This window comes from Thalassotalea euphylliae, assembly GCF_003390395.1.
Lineage (GTDB): Bacteria > Pseudomonadota > Gammaproteobacteria > Enterobacterales > Alteromonadaceae > Thalassotalea_F > Thalassotalea_F euphylliae_C.
The window spans coordinates 3049092-3068822 of sequence record NZ_QUOV01000001.1 but is presented as its reverse complement, the minus strand read 5'-3'; the positions used below and the strand labels follow the sequence as shown (position 1 = coordinate 3068822).

Genomic DNA, 19731 nt, shown 5'->3' with positions numbered 1-19731 from the left:
GCGCTAAATTATGACCGAATATTTCTTACAGGCATTTATTTATCTAGCTGCTGCGGTGGTTGCTGTACCTATCGCTAAAAAACTCGGCTTAGGCTCGGTACTGGGTTATTTAATTGCTGGGGTGATTATTGGCCCTGTGACCCATATAGTGGGGCAAGAAACAGCGACCATTCAACACTTTGCCGAATTTGGCGTGGTGATGATGCTCTTTCTCGTCGGGCTTGAACTTGCACCCAGCATGTTATGGCAAATGCGCAATCGTTTGTTCGGCCTAGGTGGCCTGCAAGTGGCTATCTCCACTGGCTTAGTTACTGGTATTGCCTTGCTGTTTGAACAGCCTTGGTCGGTGGCGCTGGCAATTGGTTTAATTTTCTCGCTTTCTTCAACCGCCATCGTACTGCAAACCTTTAACGAAAAAGGGCTATCGAACACAGAAGGGGGGCGCAATGCGTTTTCCGTACTGCTGATGCAAGATATTGCGGTCATTCCTATGCTCGCCTTTATTCCTATGTTGGCTCTACCAGATTTAGTGGCGGCGGCAGAGGGGCTACAAAGCAGCGCAGAGCATCATGAGCAGCTAAATTTAGTCGCGCACTTGCCAACTTGGGCTTATGCCATTGCTATTCTAGCCAGTATTGGCGGGGTGATTGTACTCGGTCATTTCCTCTCTCGTCCTTTATTTCATTACGTGGCAAGTTCAGGTTTGCGCGAGATATTTGTCGCCACGGCACTGCTGCTTGTTGTTGGTATTGCAGCATTAATGAGTTTAGTTGGTTTATCGCCAGCGCTCGGCACGTTTTTAGCTGGCGTGGTACTTGCCAACAGTGAATTTCGCCATGAATTAGAAAGTAATATTGAACCGTTTAAGGGCTTGTTACTTGGCCTGTTCTTTATCACGGTTGGAGCTGGCATTAACTTCGAGATATTAGCTAATCAAGCCCCAGTTATTGGTTTGCTGACTTTAGCGATTATTGTGGTAAAGGCGTCTGTGCTATGGGGCTTAGCTGTGATGTTTCGCATAAAAAATAGCAATCGCTGGCTATTTTCCTTAAGCCTTGCCCAAGCAGGGGAGTTTGGTTTTGTTTTGCTTAGCTTCTCGGTGCAACAGCATGTGATCCCAACCGATGTCGCAAGTATTTTACAACTGGTTGTGGCCTTGTCTATGTTCCTAACGCCTGTGTTATTTATCTTGTTTGAACATGTAATTATGCCGCGCTATCAAGCAGATACCAGCAACCAGTCGTACGATGATATTGGTCATTCTGCGAGCGTGATTATTGCCGGTATTGGCCGCTTTGGGCAGATTGTTAATCGCTTACTAGTCGCGAACGGCGTTAAAACTGTGGTGCTGGATCACGAAGCGTCACAAGTGGAAAACCTGAGAAAAATCGAAATCCAAAGCTATTTTGGTGATGCAACGCGACCTGATTTACTGCACACCGCAGGAATCGAAAATGCCAAGCTATTAATTGTCGCCATTGATAATCGTGAACAAGCAATTGAGCTAATCACTTATGTTAAACATACTTACCCTAAGGTAAAAGTTCTTGCTCGCGCTTTTGATAAAGGACACAACTATGAATTGCTGCAAGCTGGGGCAGATTATACGGTTAATGAAACCTACTTCTCTGCGCTAGAGCTAGGCGCAGAAGCAATGACTGAGCTAGGCTTTCATCCATTCGAAGTTGAACAGAAAAAATACGCCTTTTGTCAAACCGAAGCAGCTGCTTCTAACCAACTTTATCAACAATGGCTAGGTGGCAGTGAAGGGCAGAAGTTTGACCCTAACTACCGCAAACTGTTTATGCAAATGGAAGAAAATATTAAGCAGGCAATGCAGCGTGATCGTATGGATAAACACGATGGCGCTGAGCGTGGTTGGACACCGCCACCGAAGAACTATGAGAAAGGGTTTGATTGACGTCAGTTTAACTAGGATTTAGGCAGTCAGTCACAAGTACAAAACTGCCTTTTATCTTTATTCGTTTATTTGATGCCTAAAGACCTGCCGCTTGTTTTACTTGGCTAAAATGCTCTAGTACTTCTTCTAGCTCATGCTCAATTTGCTCACGTGTGTCTTTTGAATCTTCTGCTGTTTTGGCAATCACAGCCATGGTTGCTGGGTGCACTAATAAGTCTTTAGCGTGGTAACAAGCCGCTGATTTTACTGCAGGTAATTTACCGTCAGCGTGGTAATCGCGCTCTATTTCGTCCAAAGAAAGCGTCATCATGTCATTGGCTGCGGCCAAGGCGGCACCTAAGTAATCTTTACAAATCGGTTGTTTGACAACAAATGCAGGTAACAGCTTTGTTGATAATGTGGTTAGTTCAGCACTTTTTTTTGCTAATTCGGCGATTGGCGCGCTATCGACACTTGCCGCAATTTCTTTGGCAAGATGCTGGTAGCTATCCCAGTGATCAGTTTTATGTGCGTGCGCGTTTGCTAGTGTTGAAATTAAGCTAGCGGCCACTGATAAACCAAGGGCTAATTTTTTCATTTAAGGTCTGCTTTTGGGTAATGCTGTTAAGAAAGCTAGACTATAGCGAATTTTTACATAAATGAAAATAATTGTTATTTGCGTTGTTGAGGTTTGATAGCTGTTATTTGTTTAATATCAAACTATTGTAGCTTGCTCAAATTGCCGGAAAAAGCTGCTTAAAGCTAAAGGCTGCTTGAGTTTCACCATGTGCACGAAGGTATTCTAATTTTGCTATGGCCTCTGTAATTGTTGGTCTATGCTCTGCATCAATCCACCAAAGTACATAAGTGGCTTGCGACGATTTTTCAAACCACTGTGCTTTTCGTTTCATAAAGCTCAGGTGATCTGTTTTAAACATAAAGTTTTTTAGGGCGTCGGCATCTTGCCAAACTGACATATTGACGATGGTTTGGGGGTTATCGAATGCTTGAATATCAGTGGCATTGCCTGTGTCGTCTTTTAATCGCCAGATAAAACCGGGCGATTGCTCGGCAACGCCATTGATGCGATCGAGATTATCGACAAAATCGGCAAGTTGTGGGCTATCAAGCGGAGCCAGTGCGGTCGCAATATTGAGTTGTGCTAATACCTTGGTCATGGTTCTTCCCTGATAATTGTTTTGGATTTGTAGTTTGCCCTATGAGCTTTACTGGGTTCTTACCGATTTGTGTAAAGCGCTTGTCTAGATGCTAATGTCAAAAATATAAGAGGTTTAATTATCTGTGCTTGTGATCAAGCCAAACTAGGGTTGATTAAACCGTAGTAGTAACTATCAAACCAAGTGTCGCCAACACAAAAATCGGATGCTAAGCAGCCTTCTCGCTTTAATGATAGCCTTTCCATTACTTTCCAGCTCGGCGTGTTTTCAACGGCACATTTGGCGAATATTTTTCTTGCCCCTAAAGAGGTAAAAATAAAGTCCATCATCGGCTTCGCGGCTTCTGTAAGAATGCCTTTACCTTGCTGATCACTTAGTAGTAGGTAGCCAATTTCAACGCGCATCGCATCAATATCTTCCAGTAAGAAGCCGACGCTACCGCAAAGTGCGCTGCTAGCGCGATCAAATATCAACAAGGTGAACCATTGGCTATGGTCGTTAAAACACTTATTTCTCGCTTGAAATTTAGCTTCAAAAGCTTCTGGTTCAAGTACATCGCCAATATAAGTCATCAACTCAGGATCTGTTTGAATCGCACTGAAATGTTGCAAATCGTGTTGATTCATAACACGTATGGATAAACGCTCAGTACGAAACGATAAGTTGGCAGGGGTTAAGCAGGATAAGTCCATTTTATTCACTGGTGTTACACTCTATACTGTTAAAAATAATACCTTTATTCCCCAATAATGACACTGCTGTTAAGTACTGGTCAACAGATAGGCAGTACAAAATAAAGACAACGCAAAAGCACTTATAAAAGAGAGTTATTCAAATGGCAAAAACAATCGTAATTACCGGCGCTAATCGCGGCATTGGCTTGGCGATGGCATCAATTTTTAGTGATCGTGGTGACAGCGTTTATGCCGTTTGTCGCCAAAGCTCACCTGCGCTTGATGCGTTAGACGTAACTGTAGTAGAAGGCGTTGATGTAACCGATGAAAGCGGTTTGGCGACAATGGCACAGGCGCTAACAGGTCAAGCAATTGATGTACTGGTGTGTAATGCCGGTATCTTGCGTGATGAAAACTTAATGAACTTTAACCTTGATACCATGCGCGAACAGTTTGAGGTTAACACCTTAGCGCCGCTTCGCGTCGTTCACGCATTGCAAACAAACCTTGAAGCGGGCGCTAAAGTGGCAATGATCACCTCGCGCATGGGCTCAATTGCCGACAACACTTCTGGTGGTCGCTTTGGCTATCGCATGTCAAAAGCGGCGTTAAATATTGCTGCGGTGTCGCTTAGCCATGACTTAGCAGAGCAAGAAATTGCTGTTGGTATTTATCATCCAGGCTATGTACAAACGGATATGGTTGGCGGACGTGGTGATATTTCTGCAAACGAGTCGGCAAGCCGTATTATTGGCTTGGTGGATGAATTAACGATAGCGACTAGCGGCCAGTTTAGACATTCAAATGGTCAGCAATTACCTTGGTAATATTAAAACGTGTCGAGTTAACTCCAGTTACAGAGAAATAGACCTAGTTACTTAATGAAAGAAAGCTACTTTAAAATTTGGCGCACGGTACAGATGATCCCTACAGGTAAGGTTGCCAGTTATGGACAAATTGCTGATTTAGCAGGGTTACCGGGGCGTGCTCGACTCGTTGGAAAGTCATTGGGATTTGTCCCAAAAGAAGGTTACCAAGGCCAGCCTGTGCCTTGGTTTCGCGTGATAAATTCAGCTGGGAAAATCTCTTTCCCTGTCGGCTCAGATTCATTTGAGCGGCAAAAACAGCACCTACAAGATGAACAAGTGGTAGTGATCGGTTCACGCATCAAACTAAAAGAGTTCCAATGGCAGCCTGACTTAGCAGAGTTATTGTTTAGGCTAGAGTATTAATAACGAAATCCAAGACTAATCACCCATCGTACTAAATATTTTTGACAATCGAGTAGAGATTCTCATAATAAGCAATCTTTTATTTGACACCCTGTTAGATTGGTGGAGTATTTATGTCAGCAAATGCGTTGTCTGATTCGAAAAGTTATGTTGAACCTAATGTTGAGCAAAGTGCTACAACCAAGGGAATAGCAAAAGGGATTTATGTTTCGGGCACGGGCCCTGCCATCGTATTTTTGCACAGCTCGCTGAGCTCTTCCCGTCAATGGCTACCGCTGGTCAAACAGCTGGAGAATCACTTTACGTGTATCAACGTTGATATTTTGGGCTATGGTGGTGCAGATCGCGTAAGTGACCCAGACAACTATAGCTTCGACGTTGAAATTGCTCGCATTAATCACGCGTTAACTGAGGTGGTCGGCAATGGCAGTTATCACTTAGTTGGTCATTCTTGTGGTGGTGCGATAGCACTTAAATTGGCGGTTGAGGCACCACAGCGCGTGCTTAGCTTGTCACTTTTTGAGCCAGTAGCATTTAATTTATTACCGGCAGGTAGTGAGCTGCGTAATGTCGCTGATGAATTTGCCAATCGCGTGGATATTGAAGATAAGTTTAAAGCGGCAGAAGTATTTACTGACTTTTGGAATATGAAGGGCTTCTTTCAATCATTGCCTGATAAGATGCAAGCGCTAATGGCGAATGATATGGCTAAAGTGACGCTCGACTTTAAAGGGTTAATTTCGGCTAGCTATTCTCTTGCTAATGTTGCTGAAATTAAAGCGCCGACTTTATTTTTTACAGGTAAATACAGCCCGCAATTAAGTCACAGCTTAGCTGAAACCATTATTGGCAGCCTACCAAATGTAAAAAGTGTGGAAGTTGAAGCCGGACATATGGCGCCAGTTAGCCATGGTGGGTTAGTATTACCTATCATTGCTGATTTTATTCAACAACATGCTGAGAATCATTAGTTCACACCATTTTCGAATGTCATGCTGCAAGCTTACTCAAGGTGCTCAATTAAGGCTAGTGAGTGGGCTTGCTAAAGCAACAAGAGCAATTGGCTGGTTGCTCGCGACTTTATTGACCTGTGTGATAATGACAAAAGGAGCCTCGGCTGCTCAGCCTACCTCTCTTCGTCCTGATACTGATATCCATGCGGTTTGTGCACTTTCGCCGCGCCAATGTTTAATTCATATCGAACAGTTGTTGAGGCTAGAACCTAATGAAAGCCGTCGTTGGTTTCAATATAAGAATTATCAACTTGACGCCTTATTTGAGTTAGAGCGCCTAGAACAGTTGGCAACTGAGCTTAAACCTTGGATTGCTCGAGACGATATTCCGCTGAAGTTTAAAATCAGCGTGCTAATTTATACCGCTAAAACTCTGCCAGCTAGCGATAAAGATATCGCTAATCAGTATATGCGCAACGCGATTGAGCTACTTGAACAAGTCAGTGAAGTGAATCGCAATCCGATGATCGTGGTTCAAATAGCCAATAGCTTAAATCAACAAAAGGAATACCAGCGTGGCTATGACATGTTGCTGCCGCTGGTTGCCAAATATGAAAACCGACATATGCCACGTTTTCAAAGCGAATTATTTGGAAATCTAGGGCATTTTGCATATCGACTTAATAAACTTGATGAGCATGTAGACTATCGTCTTTCAGCGTTGAAATGGGCAAGGTTAACAGGCAATGACAGCCAAGTAGCGATAACACTTTACAATGTCGCTCGTGCCTATCAAATGGCAGAAGACTATCCTATGGCGTTAGATTTTCTGTTACAGACCGAACAGTTAGGTAAATTTGGCGATAACGATCACACCTTGATTAATTTCCGACGAGCAGAAATTGCCTTAGCGCAAGGTCAGCTTGTTGAGGCCGAGCGTTATTATGGCAAGGTTGAACAAGTGAAGGGCTCGACACATTATCAAGACTTGTTTACTCAGTTTGAATCGGCATTGACTCAAGCAAAAAATACATCGCAAAGTGCAGAATAAAGTCTAAAGAAAGCAACACAAAAAAAGCCCGGTAATGATACCGGGCAAAAACTAAAACAGGGAAAACATGTCGTTGAAAAGTTTATTCAGTATTACCCTCTAATAAACTTTTGCCATTAATAGCGATTTTTCTTGGCTTTAGTGCCTCTGGGATTTCTCTTTCTAAGTCAACGTGCAGTAAACCGTTTTCCATAAAGGCACCGACAACTTTGACGTGGTCACCAAGTTGGAACTTACGCTCGAAGTTACGCTCGGCAATGCCTTGATGTAAGAATTTTCGTTCAGCTTTGTCAGCTGCGTTGGCTTTTGTGCCAGTAATAATTAAGTGATTTTGCTTTGATTCAATATCAAGCTCTTCTTCAGCAAATCCAGCAACGGCCATGGTAATGCGGTACTTGTCTTCCGCAAGTGATTCAATGTTGTATGGCGGGTAAGAAGGCTGTTTCTCGTTGCGTGCGGCTTTATCCATTAGGCTAGCTAAGTGATCAAAACCAATGAATGAACGGTATAGTGGGCTGAAATCTGTAGATGTACGCATAATAGTCATATCCTATATTTGTTTAGCAATATGTTAATGCTTAATAAAATTTGGCTGTGGCGGGCAGTCCGACTAGCTAGCATCTTTGACTAAAACAAGTTAGTTAAAGCTCACTAAAGTGACACTTAAATGCTATGTTTGTCGCGATTGTTGCCGTCTCTTGCATTGCAAGATAAAGCTAAATTCATTAAGCGTGCCCTTCATAATGAACGGGCGGTTAATGTAATGTAGTCCCTATCAGGCGACTACAATTTCTATATGTGGTTGATGAAAATAGTTTCAAGTAAAAAACTTAAAAAAATTTTAATTTAATTGTTGTTTTACTTTTAACTATTTGAATGTATGGGTATTTTTTTTGTTAGAACAGGAGCAAAAAAGAGCCGGCTGGCTCTTTTTTAAAAATTCGAAATTACGAAAGCTACGAAAAATCTAGTGACCCGCGATAGCGCCGTCCGCAGCAACCGAAGTTGGTGAGGTCGAAGCTTCTGCTGAATTTAGTGCTTTTAAGGTTGCCAAGGCATTGTCGTAATTTGGGTGCTGAGAAATGTTTGCAACGAGTTCTTTGTAAGCGATATTACCTTGCTCATCGATAATAAAAATTGCGCGCGTTAGCAGCCCCATATCCTTAATGAGTAAACCGTATTTACTGCCAAAATCACGCCATACCGCGTCTGAAAGCACTTTTACTTTGTCGATGTTCTCAGTTTTACAGAAACGTTTCTGTGCAAAGGGTAAATCGTTGCTAATGGTCATCATCACCACGTTACTAGGTAAATTAGCAACTTCTTCATTAAAGCGTTTAGTTTGCAATGAACATACGCCTGTATCTAAGCTAGGTACCACTGAAATAAGCACCGGTTTGTTTGCGAAGTCGCTTAACGATACCGGCCCAAATGAATCATTTACCACTTTAAAATCTGGTGCTTTTTCACCTTCTTTTACTTGGTTGCCTAATAAGGTGACAAATTTGTTGCCAGCTTTGACTAAATTGTCGGTTTGCGGCAGTGAGTCTTGCGTGAAGAAATCTGCGCAAGCAGAGGAAATAACAGCAAAATTTAATGCACTAGTTAATAGTAAAGTTGAAAATTTCATATATAGTGTACGTATAGATATCGTATGTAATACAAGCTTACCTTCGTCCTGATTAAATTGCTAATGAATAAGGCTGGTCTTGGATATTTAACCGATATAACAATAGAGTGTGGTTAGGGCTTTTTGCTTTTCTTGCACTCTTTCATTTCCATTGAAGTGTCAGAGGTTGTTTACTGATAATGCCAACCAAATTACTTATATGCGACGACTCAAATATGGCGCGCAAGCAGGTAGCACGTTCGCTGCCTGAAGACTGGGAGGTCGATGTAAGTTTTGCCGAAAATGGCGAACAAGCAATTGCCGCAATTAAAGCTGGCAAAGGCGATGTGCTGCTACTGGACCTAAATATGCCAGTCATGGATGGATATCAAGTACTTGAAACCATCGTTAAAGAAGATTTACCAACGCTTACTGTCGTGATTTCCGGTGATATTCAGCCAGAAGCACATCAGCGTGTCACTGGTATGGGCGCATTGGATTTTATTCAAAAGCCTGTCAATAAAGACAAGCTAACCGAGATCTTACTATCTTACGGTATTTTTACTCGCGAAGAGCTTTCTACGAGTAAAGCAAACCAAGAAGCTACAACGAAAAGCCGACAAGATAAAATAGAGTTACCTGCCATCAACAAGCCTGTGCCTAAAGCGCAGGAAGTCAAAGAGCGCGTATACCAACCAATTACCTTAGCACCAGATTTGCGTGATTGTTATCAAGAAATCGCCAATGTTGCCATGGGTAGAGCGGGTGATTTACTGGCGCGCTTGCTCGATGTCTTTGTACTCTTGCCAATTCCGAATGTGAATTTGATTGAAGTGAGCGAGCTTCGCATGGCACTGACGTCTGTTGCCACTAATGAGACAACATCAGGCGTATGTCAGGGGTTTATTGGCGCAGGCGTCAGCGGTGAAGCGTTATTAATTCTCAATGATTCGAGTTTCAAAGAAATCGCATCTTTGATGAACTATCACCAAGATATTGATGAAAGTGCTGAACTTGAATTGTTAATGGACATGGCCAACACCTTAATTGGCGCCTGTTTAAGTGGTGTGTCTGAGCAACTTGATATGACGTTTAGCCAAGGTCACCCTGTTGTGCTTGGTCAACACCGCAATATTAAGGATTTAATTGCCACTAACTCAGCAAAATGGCGCCAAACGCTTGCCATTGAGATTAGCTACAACATTGAAAACTATTCAATAAAATGTGACTTATTGTTGCTATTTACTGAAGAGTCAATGCGCACCTTGAACAATAAAATTTCCTATTTACTGGATTAGTTATGTCGTTAGAAGCATCACAATTAAATGAATTACATTGGCTGATGGAAATGTTGCACAACATTGACGTTGGCTTAGTGGTACTTGATCGTGAGTACAATATCCAGATTTGGAATGGGTTTATGGAGAACCACAGTGGTTTGCTGCCACGTGAGGTTAAAGATAAAAACTTATTTAGCTTGTTTGAAGAAATTCCTCAAGACTGGTTTGTTCGCAAAGCGGAATCGGTATTTTTACTGAAAAACAAAGCGTTTACCATTTGGGAGCAGCGCCCATATGTGTTCAAGTTTCAAAACTATCGCCCTATCACCGGTACTGCCGATTACATGTACCAGAACACCACTTTTATCCCGCTTATGGCTGCCAATGGGGAAGTGAGTCACCTGTGCTTGATTGTTTATGATGTAACTGACAGTGCGGTGCATAAGAAAGATCTTGAAACGGCTAACCAAGAATTGGCGATACTAAGCCAAACTGACGGGTTAACTAAGTTGTTTAACCGTACCCATTGGGAGCGTTGTTTAGAAGCTGAATTTAAACGTTGGACTCGTAGCCACAACCCAAGCTGTTTAGTCATGATTGATATTGATCATTTTAAAAATATCAATGACAGCTTTGGTCATATGGTAGGCGACCAAGTGATTCGACATTTGGCAGATGTTGTGCGCCAACAAGTGCGAGAGACCGATGTTTCTGGGCGATATGGCGGTGAAGAATTTTCTATTTTGTTGTCAGATACGACCTTAGAAAATGCCCACATATTTGCTGAGCGTATGCGCAAGACAGTAGAGGCTTCAGTGGTGAAATACAATGATATTGATGTGAAGTACACGATTAGTATTGGTATTGCGCAAGTTACGCCTGGGATCAGCACCTACGAAGCTTGGATTGAATGCTCAGATGCCGCGCTTTATCAGTCAAAAGAAGGTGGTCGAAACCGTATTACCTTGTTCCCTAAACAATAATACGTCACGAATTTTCACTTGGTATCAATTGCCTCTTGCGCTAAAGAGGCAATTATTCCAAATTTGCTTTTAATTTGCTGGCAATTTCCGTAAACGTGCTAATTTGTGAGGCAGGTATATCGGTCAGCATTTTTTCAAACACCTCTTGTTCCGCTTGCTTAAATGCTGCCATTATTGCTTGTCCAGATGATGTTAAAACCAATAATTGGCTTCTCTTATCCTGTGCATGGTCTTTTTTAATGACTAAGCCTTGAGTGACTAACTCTTTAATTAGTCGATTAATCTGGGCTTTATCTCGACTCATAAAGTTTGCCAATTTTTGGCCAGTACACAGATCAATCTTGCTAATAACTTTCAACGATTTAAGGTGCATTGGTGTTAAATCAAAGCCTAGCTGTTTGACCTTGGTTAGTATGTTCATGCGCACTGAATGTATTAATTCAAAAAGCGTGTCGTTAAGTTCCATGTTGATCCCACATTTTTTTGCTAAGCGCAAAATGCATCAATTTGTAAAGTTGGTTGATAATGTCAACCAATGTTTATTATAGTAGACCTTGTCAACTTTATTCAATTCTTTGACGTTTTTCCATTCAAGTAAACATTTTATTAGAGTAAGTATGCAATCGAATGTTAAGCAGGTGTTTAAGCTGTTACCTGCAGTGCTGGTGCTTATTGCCATCATTATCACCATTATGACCTGGGTGAATTTATCAACACTTCGCGGCTTTTTTGAAGCTTGGAGCCGTGCGTTCTTTTTTGCCACCGTTACGGTTTTGCCGATAGGCGGTTTGATGTTTTTAGCGCTTTATCAGTTTATTGGGCGTGTATTTCGCAAATGGCCAGAGATGCTTCGTAATTTGCTCATTGGTATTGTGATGACACTGCTCTTAGAGTCGATAATGGCGCTCACCACAACCGCGAGTATTCAAAACTTCCAGTCGATAAATGAGTTTTTTGATTTGTACATGATGAGCTTTTTATACGCCTTACCCGTTGGGCTGCTCTATGCAAGTGTCACTGCTGTTATGGTTAATTTTGAAGTTGAGCAGGAAGTTATTGCTCGTGCAAAACGTCAGTAAGGTATCTTTAAAAAGTCGGTAGTTACCAGCTGCTAATCCCAAGCATGCTAGGTAATTAGTTTTTCTGAGCTGAAATTAGATTTATCACAACTTGATGGTTAACTGAGTGAGTCGGTGGCGATCAGGAGTAGGCTTGCTGAAATTTTAGCGAGTTAATGTTTGTAACTATCGGAGGAAATATGGCAGCAAATCTATATATGACGCAGGTATCATCGGTACAAGATGTATCACCACACATGCGCCGAGTTGTGTTAACAGGTGAGTCTCTGGCTGATTTTCCGGTAGATAAAGAAAGTGCGCATATAAAAGCAATTTTCCCTGATCCAAGCTCACAAGACAAACTTCCTACGTTAAGCACCTCGCCTGATCAGAGAAAATGGATGCGCTCTTATACTATTCGACAATTTAACCAGTCACGGCGAGAACTGACCATCGATTTTGCGGTTAATGATCATCAAGGATTAGCGGCAGACTGGGCACTCAACGCACAACCAAATGATTTCTTAGGCGTCGCAGGCCCGGGCGACATCAAGCACACAGACTTTGGTGCCCATCAGCATTTATTTTTTGGCGATATCACGGCACTGCCTGCCATTGCTGCCACGTTGGAGCAACTGCCTCTGTCATCCCAAGGACAAGCTTGGTTACAGGTGCCTGATAGTGAAGATATTCAAGAAATAATAGCTCCTAGAGGAATAAAGATTCACTGGCTAGTAACGTCAAATAAACTAACTGAAAGGTTTTTATCGGGATTGCAATCGGTTGGATGTGAGCTAACTGACACTGCAATTTTTATTGCCGCAGAAGCGAGTATCGTAAGGCAACTTAAGGCGTATTTATCAGATCATTGCCAATACACTCCTGAAAAGCTGTATGCCAGTGCATATTGGAATAGTAAGCGATAGCGACAACGACTAAGGATATTTCACAGCCAACTATCGCGACTTTAATTTAGGTTTCCGGCTAAATTTAAACTTACCCGAAGAAAGGGGAAGGAGCTTCCCCTTTCTTCAGCTCTAGCTTTCTGCGTTTAGCTCTTTTGCTTTCAGCTATTTCTCTCAGTTATTTAGTACTCGGCGATTTTAGCATCAGCCGTTGAAACTTTAGCCATTAAAACTTTAACCATTAAAACTTTAGCCATTAAACCAGTGAACTTCTGCCGCTGCTTTATAGTGCGGCTTAAGCTGTTCACGGGGCAATGGTTTTTCTTGAAGCTGCTCTGCATCACTCTTTTCCGTGATATTTGTGACACTAGTAGTAGAGCCAATGTGCTTGCTACCCCTTAGTTGGCCTTTTTGCGAATTCCTGTGCACACTAGTTCGCGTATTTATGTTCCGTTCTGTGGCTCTTTCAGAGCTAGTTTGAACAGTCTCTTGGTTAACATGGCGATTGTTGATGGAGCGATTGTTAACAGCTTTATTTTGGATTGGCTTACTTTTATTGGTATTGGCATTTTCATCAGCGAACGCGTTAGCACTATGCTTAGCAGCTTCTTCATTAGCTGGCTTATACGGGTGGTTGATCGCAATACAAGTTGCACCGGTTGATTCAGGCAGCGTTTTAACTAGCTCGATAACAAGAAGGCCGTGGCTTAGTTTAGCTCGTGTTACTTCAACATATTCTGCAAGTGTGAATTTTCGCTCAAAACTTTGCGTGATAATGCCATGATGCAAATACTGGCGATTCGCGTTTTTCAGCTTCTCGCCACTCACTGTTAGCTCACCATGCTCTACTTGAATATTGAGTTCATCGTCAGCAAAACCCGCTGCAGCGATGGTAATCGCATAACAATTTTTTGCAACGACCTCAATATTGTAAGCGGGGTAGCTGCTTACCTCATTTGTTGCAGCTAGTGCGTTATCTAACAAGCCGGATAACCCGTCAAAGCCAATACTACTGCGATAGAGTGGGCTTAAATCAACTGAGTTCATCATACATCCTCCTCCAAAAGTAATAATGCAAGCTATTGTTGGTAATAGCTAAACTGCTTTTCAAACTGTTACTTCGCTAGTGTTACTCCGCTAGCGTTACTTTCCTATAGCGCTAAGGTTATTGCACTAGGTAGCTTCCCAGCGCAATAAAAAACGGCACGCCAATGAGCACATTAAACGGAAAGGTAATGCCCAATGAAGCAGTAATCGACATGCCAGCGTTTGCTTCTGGCAGGCTTTCTTTCATTGCCGCAGGTACCGCAATGTATGATGCACTAGCCCCCAACACTGCCATCAGTGCGACGCCGCCTGCGCTTAGTCCCATTACTAGCCCCAAGCCAGTGCCAGCTAAGCCACCAATCATCGGCATTAATATCGCGAAACTAATTAAAAACATGCTGTTCTTTTTCAATGTTGAAAGCTGTTCGGCGGCAACTATGCCCATTTTCAGTAGGAAAAGTGCCAATACTCCTGAAAACAAGTCAATAAACATTGGCGAAAGCTTTTGCACGCTAGCGCCGCCCATATAGCCAATAGCCAAGCCGCCCAGCATCAGTAGTATGCTTTGGTTGGCGATAAGTTCTTTTTTAATAAATTCGCCATTTACTATTTTTAAGTTGCCTTTAGCGAGCATTAGGCCAACCAATATAGCGGGCATTTCCAGCAAAACGACAAACAGCGGAAAGTAAGCTTCATAACTAATGTTGCCTGCTTCGAGTAAAGCGACTGCTACCGCATAAGTTGCGACGCTCACCGAACCATAGTGAGCGGCTACTGCACCGGCGTTAATTTTATCCAACTGGCCGAAATATCGCAGTAAGGGGTAGGCAAGCAAAGGTAAGGTTAGGCCAAACGCGATAACGACTAACGACATGGTGAGCAAGCTAGAGTCAACATGTGCTTGCAGCGCTAAGCCACCTTTCAAGCCAATGGCGATCATCAAAAACATACTTAGCGTTTTGTAAAGGCCATCAGGAAAAGAAAGCTTGGCGCCAAGTAATTGGCAGACAATGCCTAAAATAAAAAATGCAACAACTGCGTCTATCATCATGGCTTATTTATCGCTGAGCATGTTGTTAGGCAGTTTGCTATTTAACCCCAAAGCATTTGTATGCTCACGGTTGAAATACGCTAACGACTTCACTGTATTTACAAATGCAATTGTCATTAGCGCCGAGGCCAGTAATGCAAATGCGATGAGCTCATGACCAATCACTGTGCTGGTATAGTAAAACCCAAACAGCAATAAACTGGTGATCATAACTAGTAAGGTTGTTCTTTTGCTCACGATTTTCTCCGACACATTTGGCACTATTGCTCGAAATTGTTCGAGTGGGTTAGCGAGTTGTTGCTAAGCATTTTGAACAAAAGCTAAGCAATTTCGAATGAGCGTTAGTTTACAAATCAATCAAGTTAGATAAAAATAGATAATTACTAATTATTGAATAGATAAAAATCTATAGGAGGTGGTTGTGGCATCAAGACTTCATGCCCATATTGGCACCTTTAGGCAGTTGGAAATCTTGCTCGCGTTGTATCAAGGAGGCAGCGTTAAAGCAGCTTCCGAGTCATTATTTTTAACTCAGCCAACAGTTTCTATGCAGCTCAAAAAGTTAAGCGAAGCAATTGGGTTACCGCTTTATCATCAGGTTGGGCGTAAGCTGAAATTTACTGATGCAGGCTTGGCAACAATCAAAACAGCTCAGCAAATACTGCAGAGCTGCGAAGCATTAGATATGCAGTTGTCTGACTTGCGAGGGTTAAAGTCTGGTACTTTGCGACTTGCTAGCGCCACTACTGCTAAGTACTTTATTCCTCATTTGCTGGGACCATTTTGCGAGCGTTATCCCGGTATTGATATTCAGTTTACCGTTGCTAACCGCCAGAAAGTGATTGAACGACTAGAGCAGGGGCTCGATGACTTCTACGTATTTAGTTACGTTCCTGAAGGGCTAGAGCTTGAAACCATCGAGTTTATGTCAAACGACTTAGTGGCTATCGCCGAGCAGAACCATCCACTTTCAAAGCAAAAAAGGGTTTCGCTAGAGCAGTTTTGTCAGCAAGACTTTTTGATCAGGGAATCTGGCTCTGGTACCCGTTATGCAACAGAATCATTCTTTAGCAAACAAAGTGTTAGCCCTAAAGTTAAAATGACGATTGCCAGTAATGAAGCCATTATTCATTCCGTTCTATCTCGACTTGGGGTTTCTATTCTTTCTGCGCATACGTTGGCATTTGGCGAAATGTACGGGGTGAAAGTACTGAATGTTGAGGGCTTGCCAATAAAATCTAAATGGTCATTTTCATGGACTAAAACACATCACTTATCGCCAATTGCGAATGTTTTTCTAAATTATGTAGAAACAGAAGGGCGCGAAATGATGAAACAAGCGATTAAGCTTTAACTGTACTAGCTCAGACTTGTTACTTTTTCGCGTATCGCTTAACAGATAGCTTAATCACATAAAAATGGGCAACAAGTTAATCACTTGTCGCCCAAACTTTTGGTTGCTATTCAATCGTATGACTTTTCGCTTTGGCTAAGCTTACTTTCATTTGGGCTTAGCTTCTAAGGCTGTTCCACGGGGTTAAACCCAATTGCTAAGGCTATGCTGGTTCGGCGCTAAGTTCTTCAAAGCTTTCTCGCATTGTTGAACGCGCTTTTCGAAATTGTCGCAGCGGTCTTTTGATGCGATCGGTAAAGGTGCGTTTTGAACGACTTAAGGCAAGGCTAAATGCCGCTTGTGCGGTAGTTTGTGCATCAATTATTTGTACATTACTAATGCCTTCTCCAACAACTTTCAGCTTGCACTGCTTGTCTTTGCCGCCGCGTAAACCATTGATATCTTGAAAACTGACAACAACGAATTTAATTTTGTCGTCAACGCGGGCAAAAGCATTTTGAACGCGATTGGCGATTTGGGCTCTAAAACCTTTGGTTAACTCAATATTGTTCGCATGGATAAAACACTTCATAGTCACCTCCGTTAAAGAATTAACCTAATCCTGCCTAAAATTTTTGATAGATAAAAATAGATAAAATTTAATGATCGTATTTATTTTTATCTAATAATTGGTGATCGCTTGCTGTGTAGTGATGTAATGTGGCTATGCAATTTGATTACTAAATAAAAGGCAAAAACCAATATGTACTCGTATTGGTGTAAATATCCCTTGGCAGAGGTTATGTAAAATACTTGTTAATTTTCTCTGCTTTCAATGGTTTTTGTGTAGACTAGTGGCGACGAATTGCAGAGGAGTGCAAAAATGAACAAACAATTCACGAGCTTAGTCTCAGTGAGCGTGTTAACGGCAGGCTTAATTGCAGGCTGTTCGGGTTTAGATAATAGTGAAAAAGTGATGAAGCAAACAGTTCAGGCTGATAGCAGTGTTGATAACGCTAGTTTTGACAGCTCTAGTTTTGATAGGAAAGGCTACCCAGTTACCCGCAAAGGCGAGGTGGTCGATACCTACTTTGGCAAAGACGTTGCCGACCCATATCGCTGGCTAGAAGACGATCGCAGTGAAGAAACTGGTGCTTGGGTGAAAACACAAAACCAAGTCACCTTTAATTATTTAGACCGTATTCCGTATCGTGAACAGCTAAAAGAGCGTTTGGCTGATTTATGGAACTATGAAAAAGTGGGTGCGCCTTTCAAAGAAGGAAAATACACCTACTTCTATAAAAATGATGGCCTGCAAAACCAATACGTGGTTTACCGTATGGTTGAGGGCAGCGAGCCAGAAGTGTTTTTAGACCCTAACAGCTTTAGCGAAGATGGCACCACGTCATTAGCGCAATTAAGCTTTTCTAAAGATGGTTCAATTGCCGCCTACTCAATTTCTGAAGGTGGCAGCGACTGGCGAAAAATCATCATCATTGATGCTGAAACTAAAAAAGTGCTAGAAGAGCCTCTTGTCGACGTAAAGTTCTCAGGAATTTCATGGCTTGGCAACAAAGGTTTTTACTACTCAAGTTACGACAAGCCAGAAGGCAGCGAGCTTTCAGCGAAAACTGACCAGCACAAACTTTACTACCATGAGCTAGGTACGCCACAAGCTAATGACCCTGTTATTTTCGGTGCCACGGAAGACGAAAAACGACGTTATGTGGCTGGTTATGTCACCGAAGACGACAACTACTTATTGATTAGCGGCGCAACGTCTACGTCAGGAAACGACCTTTACCTAAAAGACTTAACACGCCCTAATAGCCCGCTAGTTACCATTTTAGATAACTTTGATTCAGACACCTATGTGATTGAAAACCAAGGTAGCAAGCTTTACTTAGTCACTAACCTAAATGCACCAAACAAAAAGGTGGTAACGGTTGATGCAAGTAAGCCATCACCAGAATTTTGGCAAGATCTAATTGCTGAAACTGACGACGTGTTAACGGTTTCAACAGGGGCTGGCTACTTCTTTGCTGAGTATATGGTTGACGCCATTTCAAAAGTGTACCAGTACGACTATCAAGGCAATAAAGTACGTGAAATTGCCTTGCCTGGACCTGGTAGTGCTAGTGAAATTGATGGTAAAAAAGATGACAAAGAACTTTATTTCTCTTTCACCAACTACAAAACACCCGGCACGATTTACAAGCTAACGCCAGACAGTGGCAAGGTTGATGTTTACCGTGAATCAGGCGCTAAGTTTGACAGCAACAATTACGTGTCTAAGCAAGTGTTTTACACCTCAAAAGATGGCACGAAAGTGCCAATGATGATCACCCATAAAAAAGGGCTAGAGCTAAACGGTAAGAACCCAACTATCCTATATGGTTACGGTGGTTTTAACGTGAGCTTAACACCTTACTTTAGCGTGACGCGTGCAGTTTGGATGGAGCAAGGTGGCATTTATGCCGTTGCGAATTTACGTGGTGGCGGTGAATACGGCAAAGCATGGCATAAAGCAGGCACACAATTGCAAAAACAAAATGTATTTGACGATTTTATTGCTGCTGGTGAATACCTAATTGACCAAAACTACACATCAAGCGACTACTTAGCCGTTAACGGTGGTTCAAACGGTGGCTTACTAGTTGGTGCGGTGATGACCCAGCGCCCTGACTTGATGAAAGTTGCACTACCAGCGGTTGGCGTACTTGATATGTTGCGCTATCACACCTTTACTGCTGGCGCTGGTTGGGCATACGACTACGGTACAGCCGAGCAAAGCGAAGAAATGTTTGAGTACTTAAAAGGCTACTCGCCAGTGCATAATGTTAAAGCAGGCGTAAGCTACCCTGCGACACTCGTAACCACAGGTGACCATGACGACCGCGTTGTACCTGCTCACTCATTTAAGTTTGCCGCTGAGCTACAAGCTAAGCAGGCAGGCAATGCACCAACCATGATCCGCATCGAAACCAATGCAGGCCACGGTGCAGGCACACCAGTTTCAAAAACCATTGAACAATACGCCGACATTTACGCGTTTACTTTGTTTAATATGGGCTTTAGCGAACTGCCAAAATAGTTTTGGATTAGCACTAAAACAAAGAGCTAAATAGAAAGAACCCGCGATTATGTGGGTTTTTTTATAATTGGCAGTTTATCGGGGTTAATCAGCAAACGTCATGTAAGTAATACGATATTGAATAGAAAACAGTAAGTTATCGAGAGTCTTGTTTCGACTGCAAAACGAGTTAAAAACTTCTTTCAAATGAGAAACTTTTTGTTCAGGTTGATAAAAATAGAGAGTCAGAAAGCTAAACTTCTCTTCATATTTATAAAAATCGACTGGAACGTTGACTCCATAACACCTTGATTTTACTGAAATGTCGTTGTTTGTCGTTAAAGTGTCGTGCGATATGTATACCTTGGAATGAGGAAATCATCATAATTCTTCATGTTGTTGTT

The 19731-nt window shown here is 42.3% G+C and carries 21 protein-coding genes; 11 read left to right on the top strand and 10 right to left on the bottom strand.

Translation table 11 applies throughout. The features are described 5' to 3' along the window. Window positions 1–10 precede the first annotated feature (10 nt). Window positions 11–1921, top strand: a complete 1911-nt coding sequence (locus DXX92_RS13590) for a monovalent cation:proton antiporter-2 (CPA2) family protein (RefSeq protein ID WP_116000936.1) — start codon at window positions 11–13, stop codon at window positions 1919–1921. 76 nt (window positions 1922–1997) lie between these two features. On the opposite strand, the gene DXX92_RS13585 is transcribed toward DXX92_RS13590, so the two are convergent. From DXX92_RS13585 to DXX92_RS13575, 3 genes are all read right to left on the bottom strand, one after another. After that, window positions 1998–2498, bottom strand: a complete 501-nt coding sequence (locus DXX92_RS13585) for a hypothetical protein (RefSeq protein WP_116000935.1) — start codon at window positions 2496–2498, stop codon at window positions 1998–2000. A 136-nt stretch (window positions 2499–2634) separates the two neighbouring features. After that, on the bottom strand, window positions 2635–3078 hold the full coding sequence (locus DXX92_RS13580) for a DUF3291 domain-containing protein (protein WP_116000934.1): 444 nt from the start codon (window positions 3076–3078) through the stop codon (window positions 2635–2637). Between the two features lie 134 nt (window positions 3079–3212). Then, on the bottom strand, window positions 3213–3770 hold the full coding sequence (locus tag DXX92_RS13575) for a GNAT family N-acetyltransferase (RefSeq protein ID WP_116000933.1): 558 nt from the start codon (window positions 3768–3770) through the stop codon (window positions 3213–3215). 143 nt (window positions 3771–3913) lie between these two features. On the opposite strand from DXX92_RS13575, the gene DXX92_RS13570 reads away from it, so the two are divergent. The 4 genes from DXX92_RS13570 (at window position 3914) to DXX92_RS13555 (ending at window position 6988) form a co-directional block, all read left to right on the top strand. After that, a complete protein-coding gene (locus DXX92_RS13570) occupies window positions 3914–4579 on the top strand; it encodes an SDR family oxidoreductase (protein WP_116000932.1) in 666 nt (221 codons plus the stop codon). Window positions 4580–4633: 54 nt separating this feature from the next. After that, window positions 4634–4984 carry an MGMT family protein gene (locus DXX92_RS13565; RefSeq protein ID WP_116000931.1) on the top strand — a complete coding sequence of 117 codons (351 nt, stop codon included), beginning with the start codon at window positions 4634–4636 and terminating at the stop codon, window positions 4982–4984. A gap of 113 nt (window positions 4985–5097) precedes the next feature. Then, window positions 5098–5955, top strand: a complete 858-nt coding sequence (locus DXX92_RS13560; protein ID WP_116000930.1) for an alpha/beta fold hydrolase — start codon at window positions 5098–5100, stop codon at window positions 5953–5955. A 58-nt stretch (window positions 5956–6013) separates the two neighbouring features. Continuing rightward, complete coding sequence (locus DXX92_RS13555) at window positions 6014–6988, top strand: tetratricopeptide repeat protein (RefSeq protein ID WP_147301965.1); 975 nt, start codon at window positions 6014–6016, stop codon at window positions 6986–6988. Between the two features lie 82 nt (window positions 6989–7070). Here DXX92_RS13555 and DXX92_RS13550 read toward each other — a convergent pair whose 3' ends face one another. Both DXX92_RS13550 and tpx read right to left on the bottom strand, forming a co-directional pair. Next, on the bottom strand, window positions 7071–7526 hold the full coding sequence (locus DXX92_RS13550) for an Hsp20 family protein (RefSeq protein WP_116002434.1): 456 nt from the start codon (window positions 7524–7526) through the stop codon (window positions 7071–7073). A gap of 429 nt (window positions 7527–7955) precedes the next feature. After that, entirely contained in the window at window positions 7956–8618 is a 663-nt protein-coding gene (tpx, locus tag DXX92_RS13545; RefSeq protein WP_116000928.1) for a thiol peroxidase, read from the bottom strand. 179 nt (window positions 8619–8797) lie between these two features. On the opposite strand from tpx, the gene DXX92_RS13540 reads away from it, so the two are divergent. Both DXX92_RS13540 and DXX92_RS13535 read left to right on the top strand, forming a co-directional pair. Then, entirely contained in the window at window positions 8798–9895 is a 1098-nt protein-coding gene (locus tag DXX92_RS13540; RefSeq protein ID WP_116000927.1) for a response regulator, read from the top strand. A 2-nt stretch (window positions 9896–9897) separates the two neighbouring features. Further along, the gene (locus DXX92_RS13535; RefSeq protein WP_116000926.1) at window positions 9898–10860 is read left to right on the top strand and encodes a sensor domain-containing diguanylate cyclase; all 963 of its coding nucleotides are present in this window, start codon (window positions 9898–9900) and stop codon (window positions 10858–10860) included. A gap of 52 nt (window positions 10861–10912) precedes the next feature. Here the strand turns inward: DXX92_RS13535 and DXX92_RS13530 are convergent, their stop codons facing one another. After that, window positions 10913–11326 (bottom strand): MarR family winged helix-turn-helix transcriptional regulator, encoded by a 414-nt coding sequence (locus DXX92_RS13530; RefSeq protein WP_116000925.1) that lies wholly within the window; start codon window positions 11324–11326, stop codon window positions 10913–10915. Window positions 11327–11477: 151 nt separating this feature from the next. On the opposite strand from DXX92_RS13530, the gene DXX92_RS13525 reads away from it, so the two are divergent. Beyond that, a complete protein-coding gene (locus tag DXX92_RS13525; protein WP_116000924.1) occupies window positions 11478–11939 on the top strand; it encodes a hypothetical protein in 462 nt (153 codons plus the stop codon). A 179-nt stretch (window positions 11940–12118) separates the two neighbouring features. After that, window positions 12119–12844, top strand: a complete 726-nt coding sequence (locus DXX92_RS13520) for a siderophore-interacting protein (protein ID WP_181901758.1) — start codon at window positions 12119–12121, stop codon at window positions 12842–12844. 228 nt (window positions 12845–13072) lie between these two features. Here DXX92_RS13520 and DXX92_RS19390 read toward each other — a convergent pair whose 3' ends face one another. The 3 genes from DXX92_RS19390 to DXX92_RS13505 all read right to left on the bottom strand — a co-directional run bounded on the left by DXX92_RS19390 (window position 13073) and on the right by DXX92_RS13505 (window position 15158). Next, the gene (locus DXX92_RS19390) at window positions 13073–13873 is read right to left on the bottom strand and encodes an Hsp20 family protein (RefSeq protein WP_342768061.1); all 801 of its coding nucleotides are present in this window, start codon (window positions 13871–13873) and stop codon (window positions 13073–13075) included. 115 nt (window positions 13874–13988) lie between these two features. After that, the gene (locus DXX92_RS13510; protein ID WP_116000922.1) at window positions 13989–14921 is read right to left on the bottom strand and encodes a sodium-dependent bicarbonate transport family permease; all 933 of its coding nucleotides are present in this window, start codon (window positions 14919–14921) and stop codon (window positions 13989–13991) included. Window positions 14922–14924: 3 nt separating this feature from the next. Further along, window positions 14925–15158 (bottom strand): hypothetical protein, encoded by a 234-nt coding sequence (locus tag DXX92_RS13505; protein ID WP_147301964.1) that lies wholly within the window; start codon window positions 15156–15158, stop codon window positions 14925–14927. Window positions 15159–15342: 184 nt separating this feature from the next. Between DXX92_RS13505 and DXX92_RS13500 the strand changes: the two genes are divergently transcribed. Then, window positions 15343–16275, top strand: a complete 933-nt coding sequence (locus tag DXX92_RS13500) for a LysR family transcriptional regulator (protein ID WP_116000920.1) — start codon at window positions 15343–15345, stop codon at window positions 16273–16275. Window positions 16276–16477: 202 nt separating this feature from the next. On the opposite strand, the gene DXX92_RS13495 is transcribed toward DXX92_RS13500, so the two are convergent. After that, complete coding sequence (locus tag DXX92_RS13495; protein WP_116000919.1) at window positions 16478–16846, bottom strand: hypothetical protein; 369 nt, start codon at window positions 16844–16846, stop codon at window positions 16478–16480. A 291-nt stretch (window positions 16847–17137) separates the two neighbouring features. Between DXX92_RS13495 and DXX92_RS13490 the strand changes: the two genes are divergently transcribed. After that, window positions 17138–19348 (top strand): prolyl oligopeptidase family serine peptidase, encoded by a 2211-nt coding sequence (locus tag DXX92_RS13490; RefSeq protein WP_116000918.1) that lies wholly within the window; start codon window positions 17138–17140, stop codon window positions 19346–19348. The last annotated feature ends 383 nt before the right edge of the window (window positions 19349–19731 follow it).

What these genes read in the sequence shown, in the direction of transcription:
- DXX92_RS13590 (WP_116000936.1), top strand. Translation starts at nt 11, where the DNA reads ATGACCGAATATTTCTTACAGGCATTTATTTATCTAGCTGCTGCGGTG.
- DXX92_RS13585 (WP_116000935.1), bottom strand. Translation starts at nt 2,498, where the DNA reads ATGAAAAAATTAGCCCTTGGTTTATCAGTGGCCGCTAGCTTAATTTCA.
- DXX92_RS13580 (WP_116000934.1), bottom strand. Translation starts at nt 3,078, where the DNA reads ATGACCAAGGTATTAGCACAACTCAATATTGCGACCGCACTGGCTCCG.
- DXX92_RS13575 (WP_116000933.1), bottom strand. Translation starts at nt 3,770, where the DNA reads ATGGACTTATCCTGCTTAACCCCTGCCAACTTATCGTTTCGTACTGAG.
- DXX92_RS13570 (WP_116000932.1), top strand. Translation starts at nt 3,914, where the DNA reads ATGGCAAAAACAATCGTAATTACCGGCGCTAATCGCGGCATTGGCTTG.
- DXX92_RS13565 (WP_116000931.1), top strand. Translation starts at nt 4,634, where the DNA reads ATGAAAGAAAGCTACTTTAAAATTTGGCGCACGGTACAGATGATCCCT.
- DXX92_RS13560 (WP_116000930.1), top strand. Translation starts at nt 5,098, where the DNA reads ATGTCAGCAAATGCGTTGTCTGATTCGAAAAGTTATGTTGAACCTAAT.
- DXX92_RS13550 (WP_116002434.1), bottom strand. Translation starts at nt 7,526, where the DNA reads ATGCGTACATCTACAGATTTCAGCCCACTATACCGTTCATTCATTGGT.
- tpx (WP_116000928.1), bottom strand. Translation starts at nt 8,618, where the DNA reads ATGAAATTTTCAACTTTACTATTAACTAGTGCATTAAATTTTGCTGTT.
- DXX92_RS13540 (WP_116000927.1), top strand. Translation starts at nt 8,798, where the DNA reads ATGCCAACCAAATTACTTATATGCGACGACTCAAATATGGCGCGCAAG.
- DXX92_RS13535 (WP_116000926.1), top strand. Translation starts at nt 9,898, where the DNA reads ATGTCGTTAGAAGCATCACAATTAAATGAATTACATTGGCTGATGGAA.
- DXX92_RS13530 (WP_116000925.1), bottom strand. Translation starts at nt 11,326, where the DNA reads ATGGAACTTAACGACACGCTTTTTGAATTAATACATTCAGTGCGCATG.
- DXX92_RS13525 (WP_116000924.1), top strand. Translation starts at nt 11,478, where the DNA reads ATGCAATCGAATGTTAAGCAGGTGTTTAAGCTGTTACCTGCAGTGCTG.
- DXX92_RS13520 (WP_181901758.1), top strand. Translation starts at nt 12,119, where the DNA reads ATGGCAGCAAATCTATATATGACGCAGGTATCATCGGTACAAGATGTA.
- DXX92_RS19390 (WP_342768061.1), bottom strand. Translation starts at nt 13,873, where the DNA reads ATGATGAACTCAGTTGATTTAAGCCCACTCTATCGCAGTAGTATTGGC.
- DXX92_RS13510 (WP_116000922.1), bottom strand. Translation starts at nt 14,921, where the DNA reads ATGATGATAGACGCAGTTGTTGCATTTTTTATTTTAGGCATTGTCTGC.
- DXX92_RS13495 (WP_116000919.1), bottom strand. Translation starts at nt 16,846, where the DNA reads ATGAAGTGTTTTATCCATGCGAACAATATTGAGTTAACCAAAGGTTTT.
- DXX92_RS13490 (WP_116000918.1), top strand. Translation starts at nt 17,138, where the DNA reads ATGAACAAACAATTCACGAGCTTAGTCTCAGTGAGCGTGTTAACGGCA.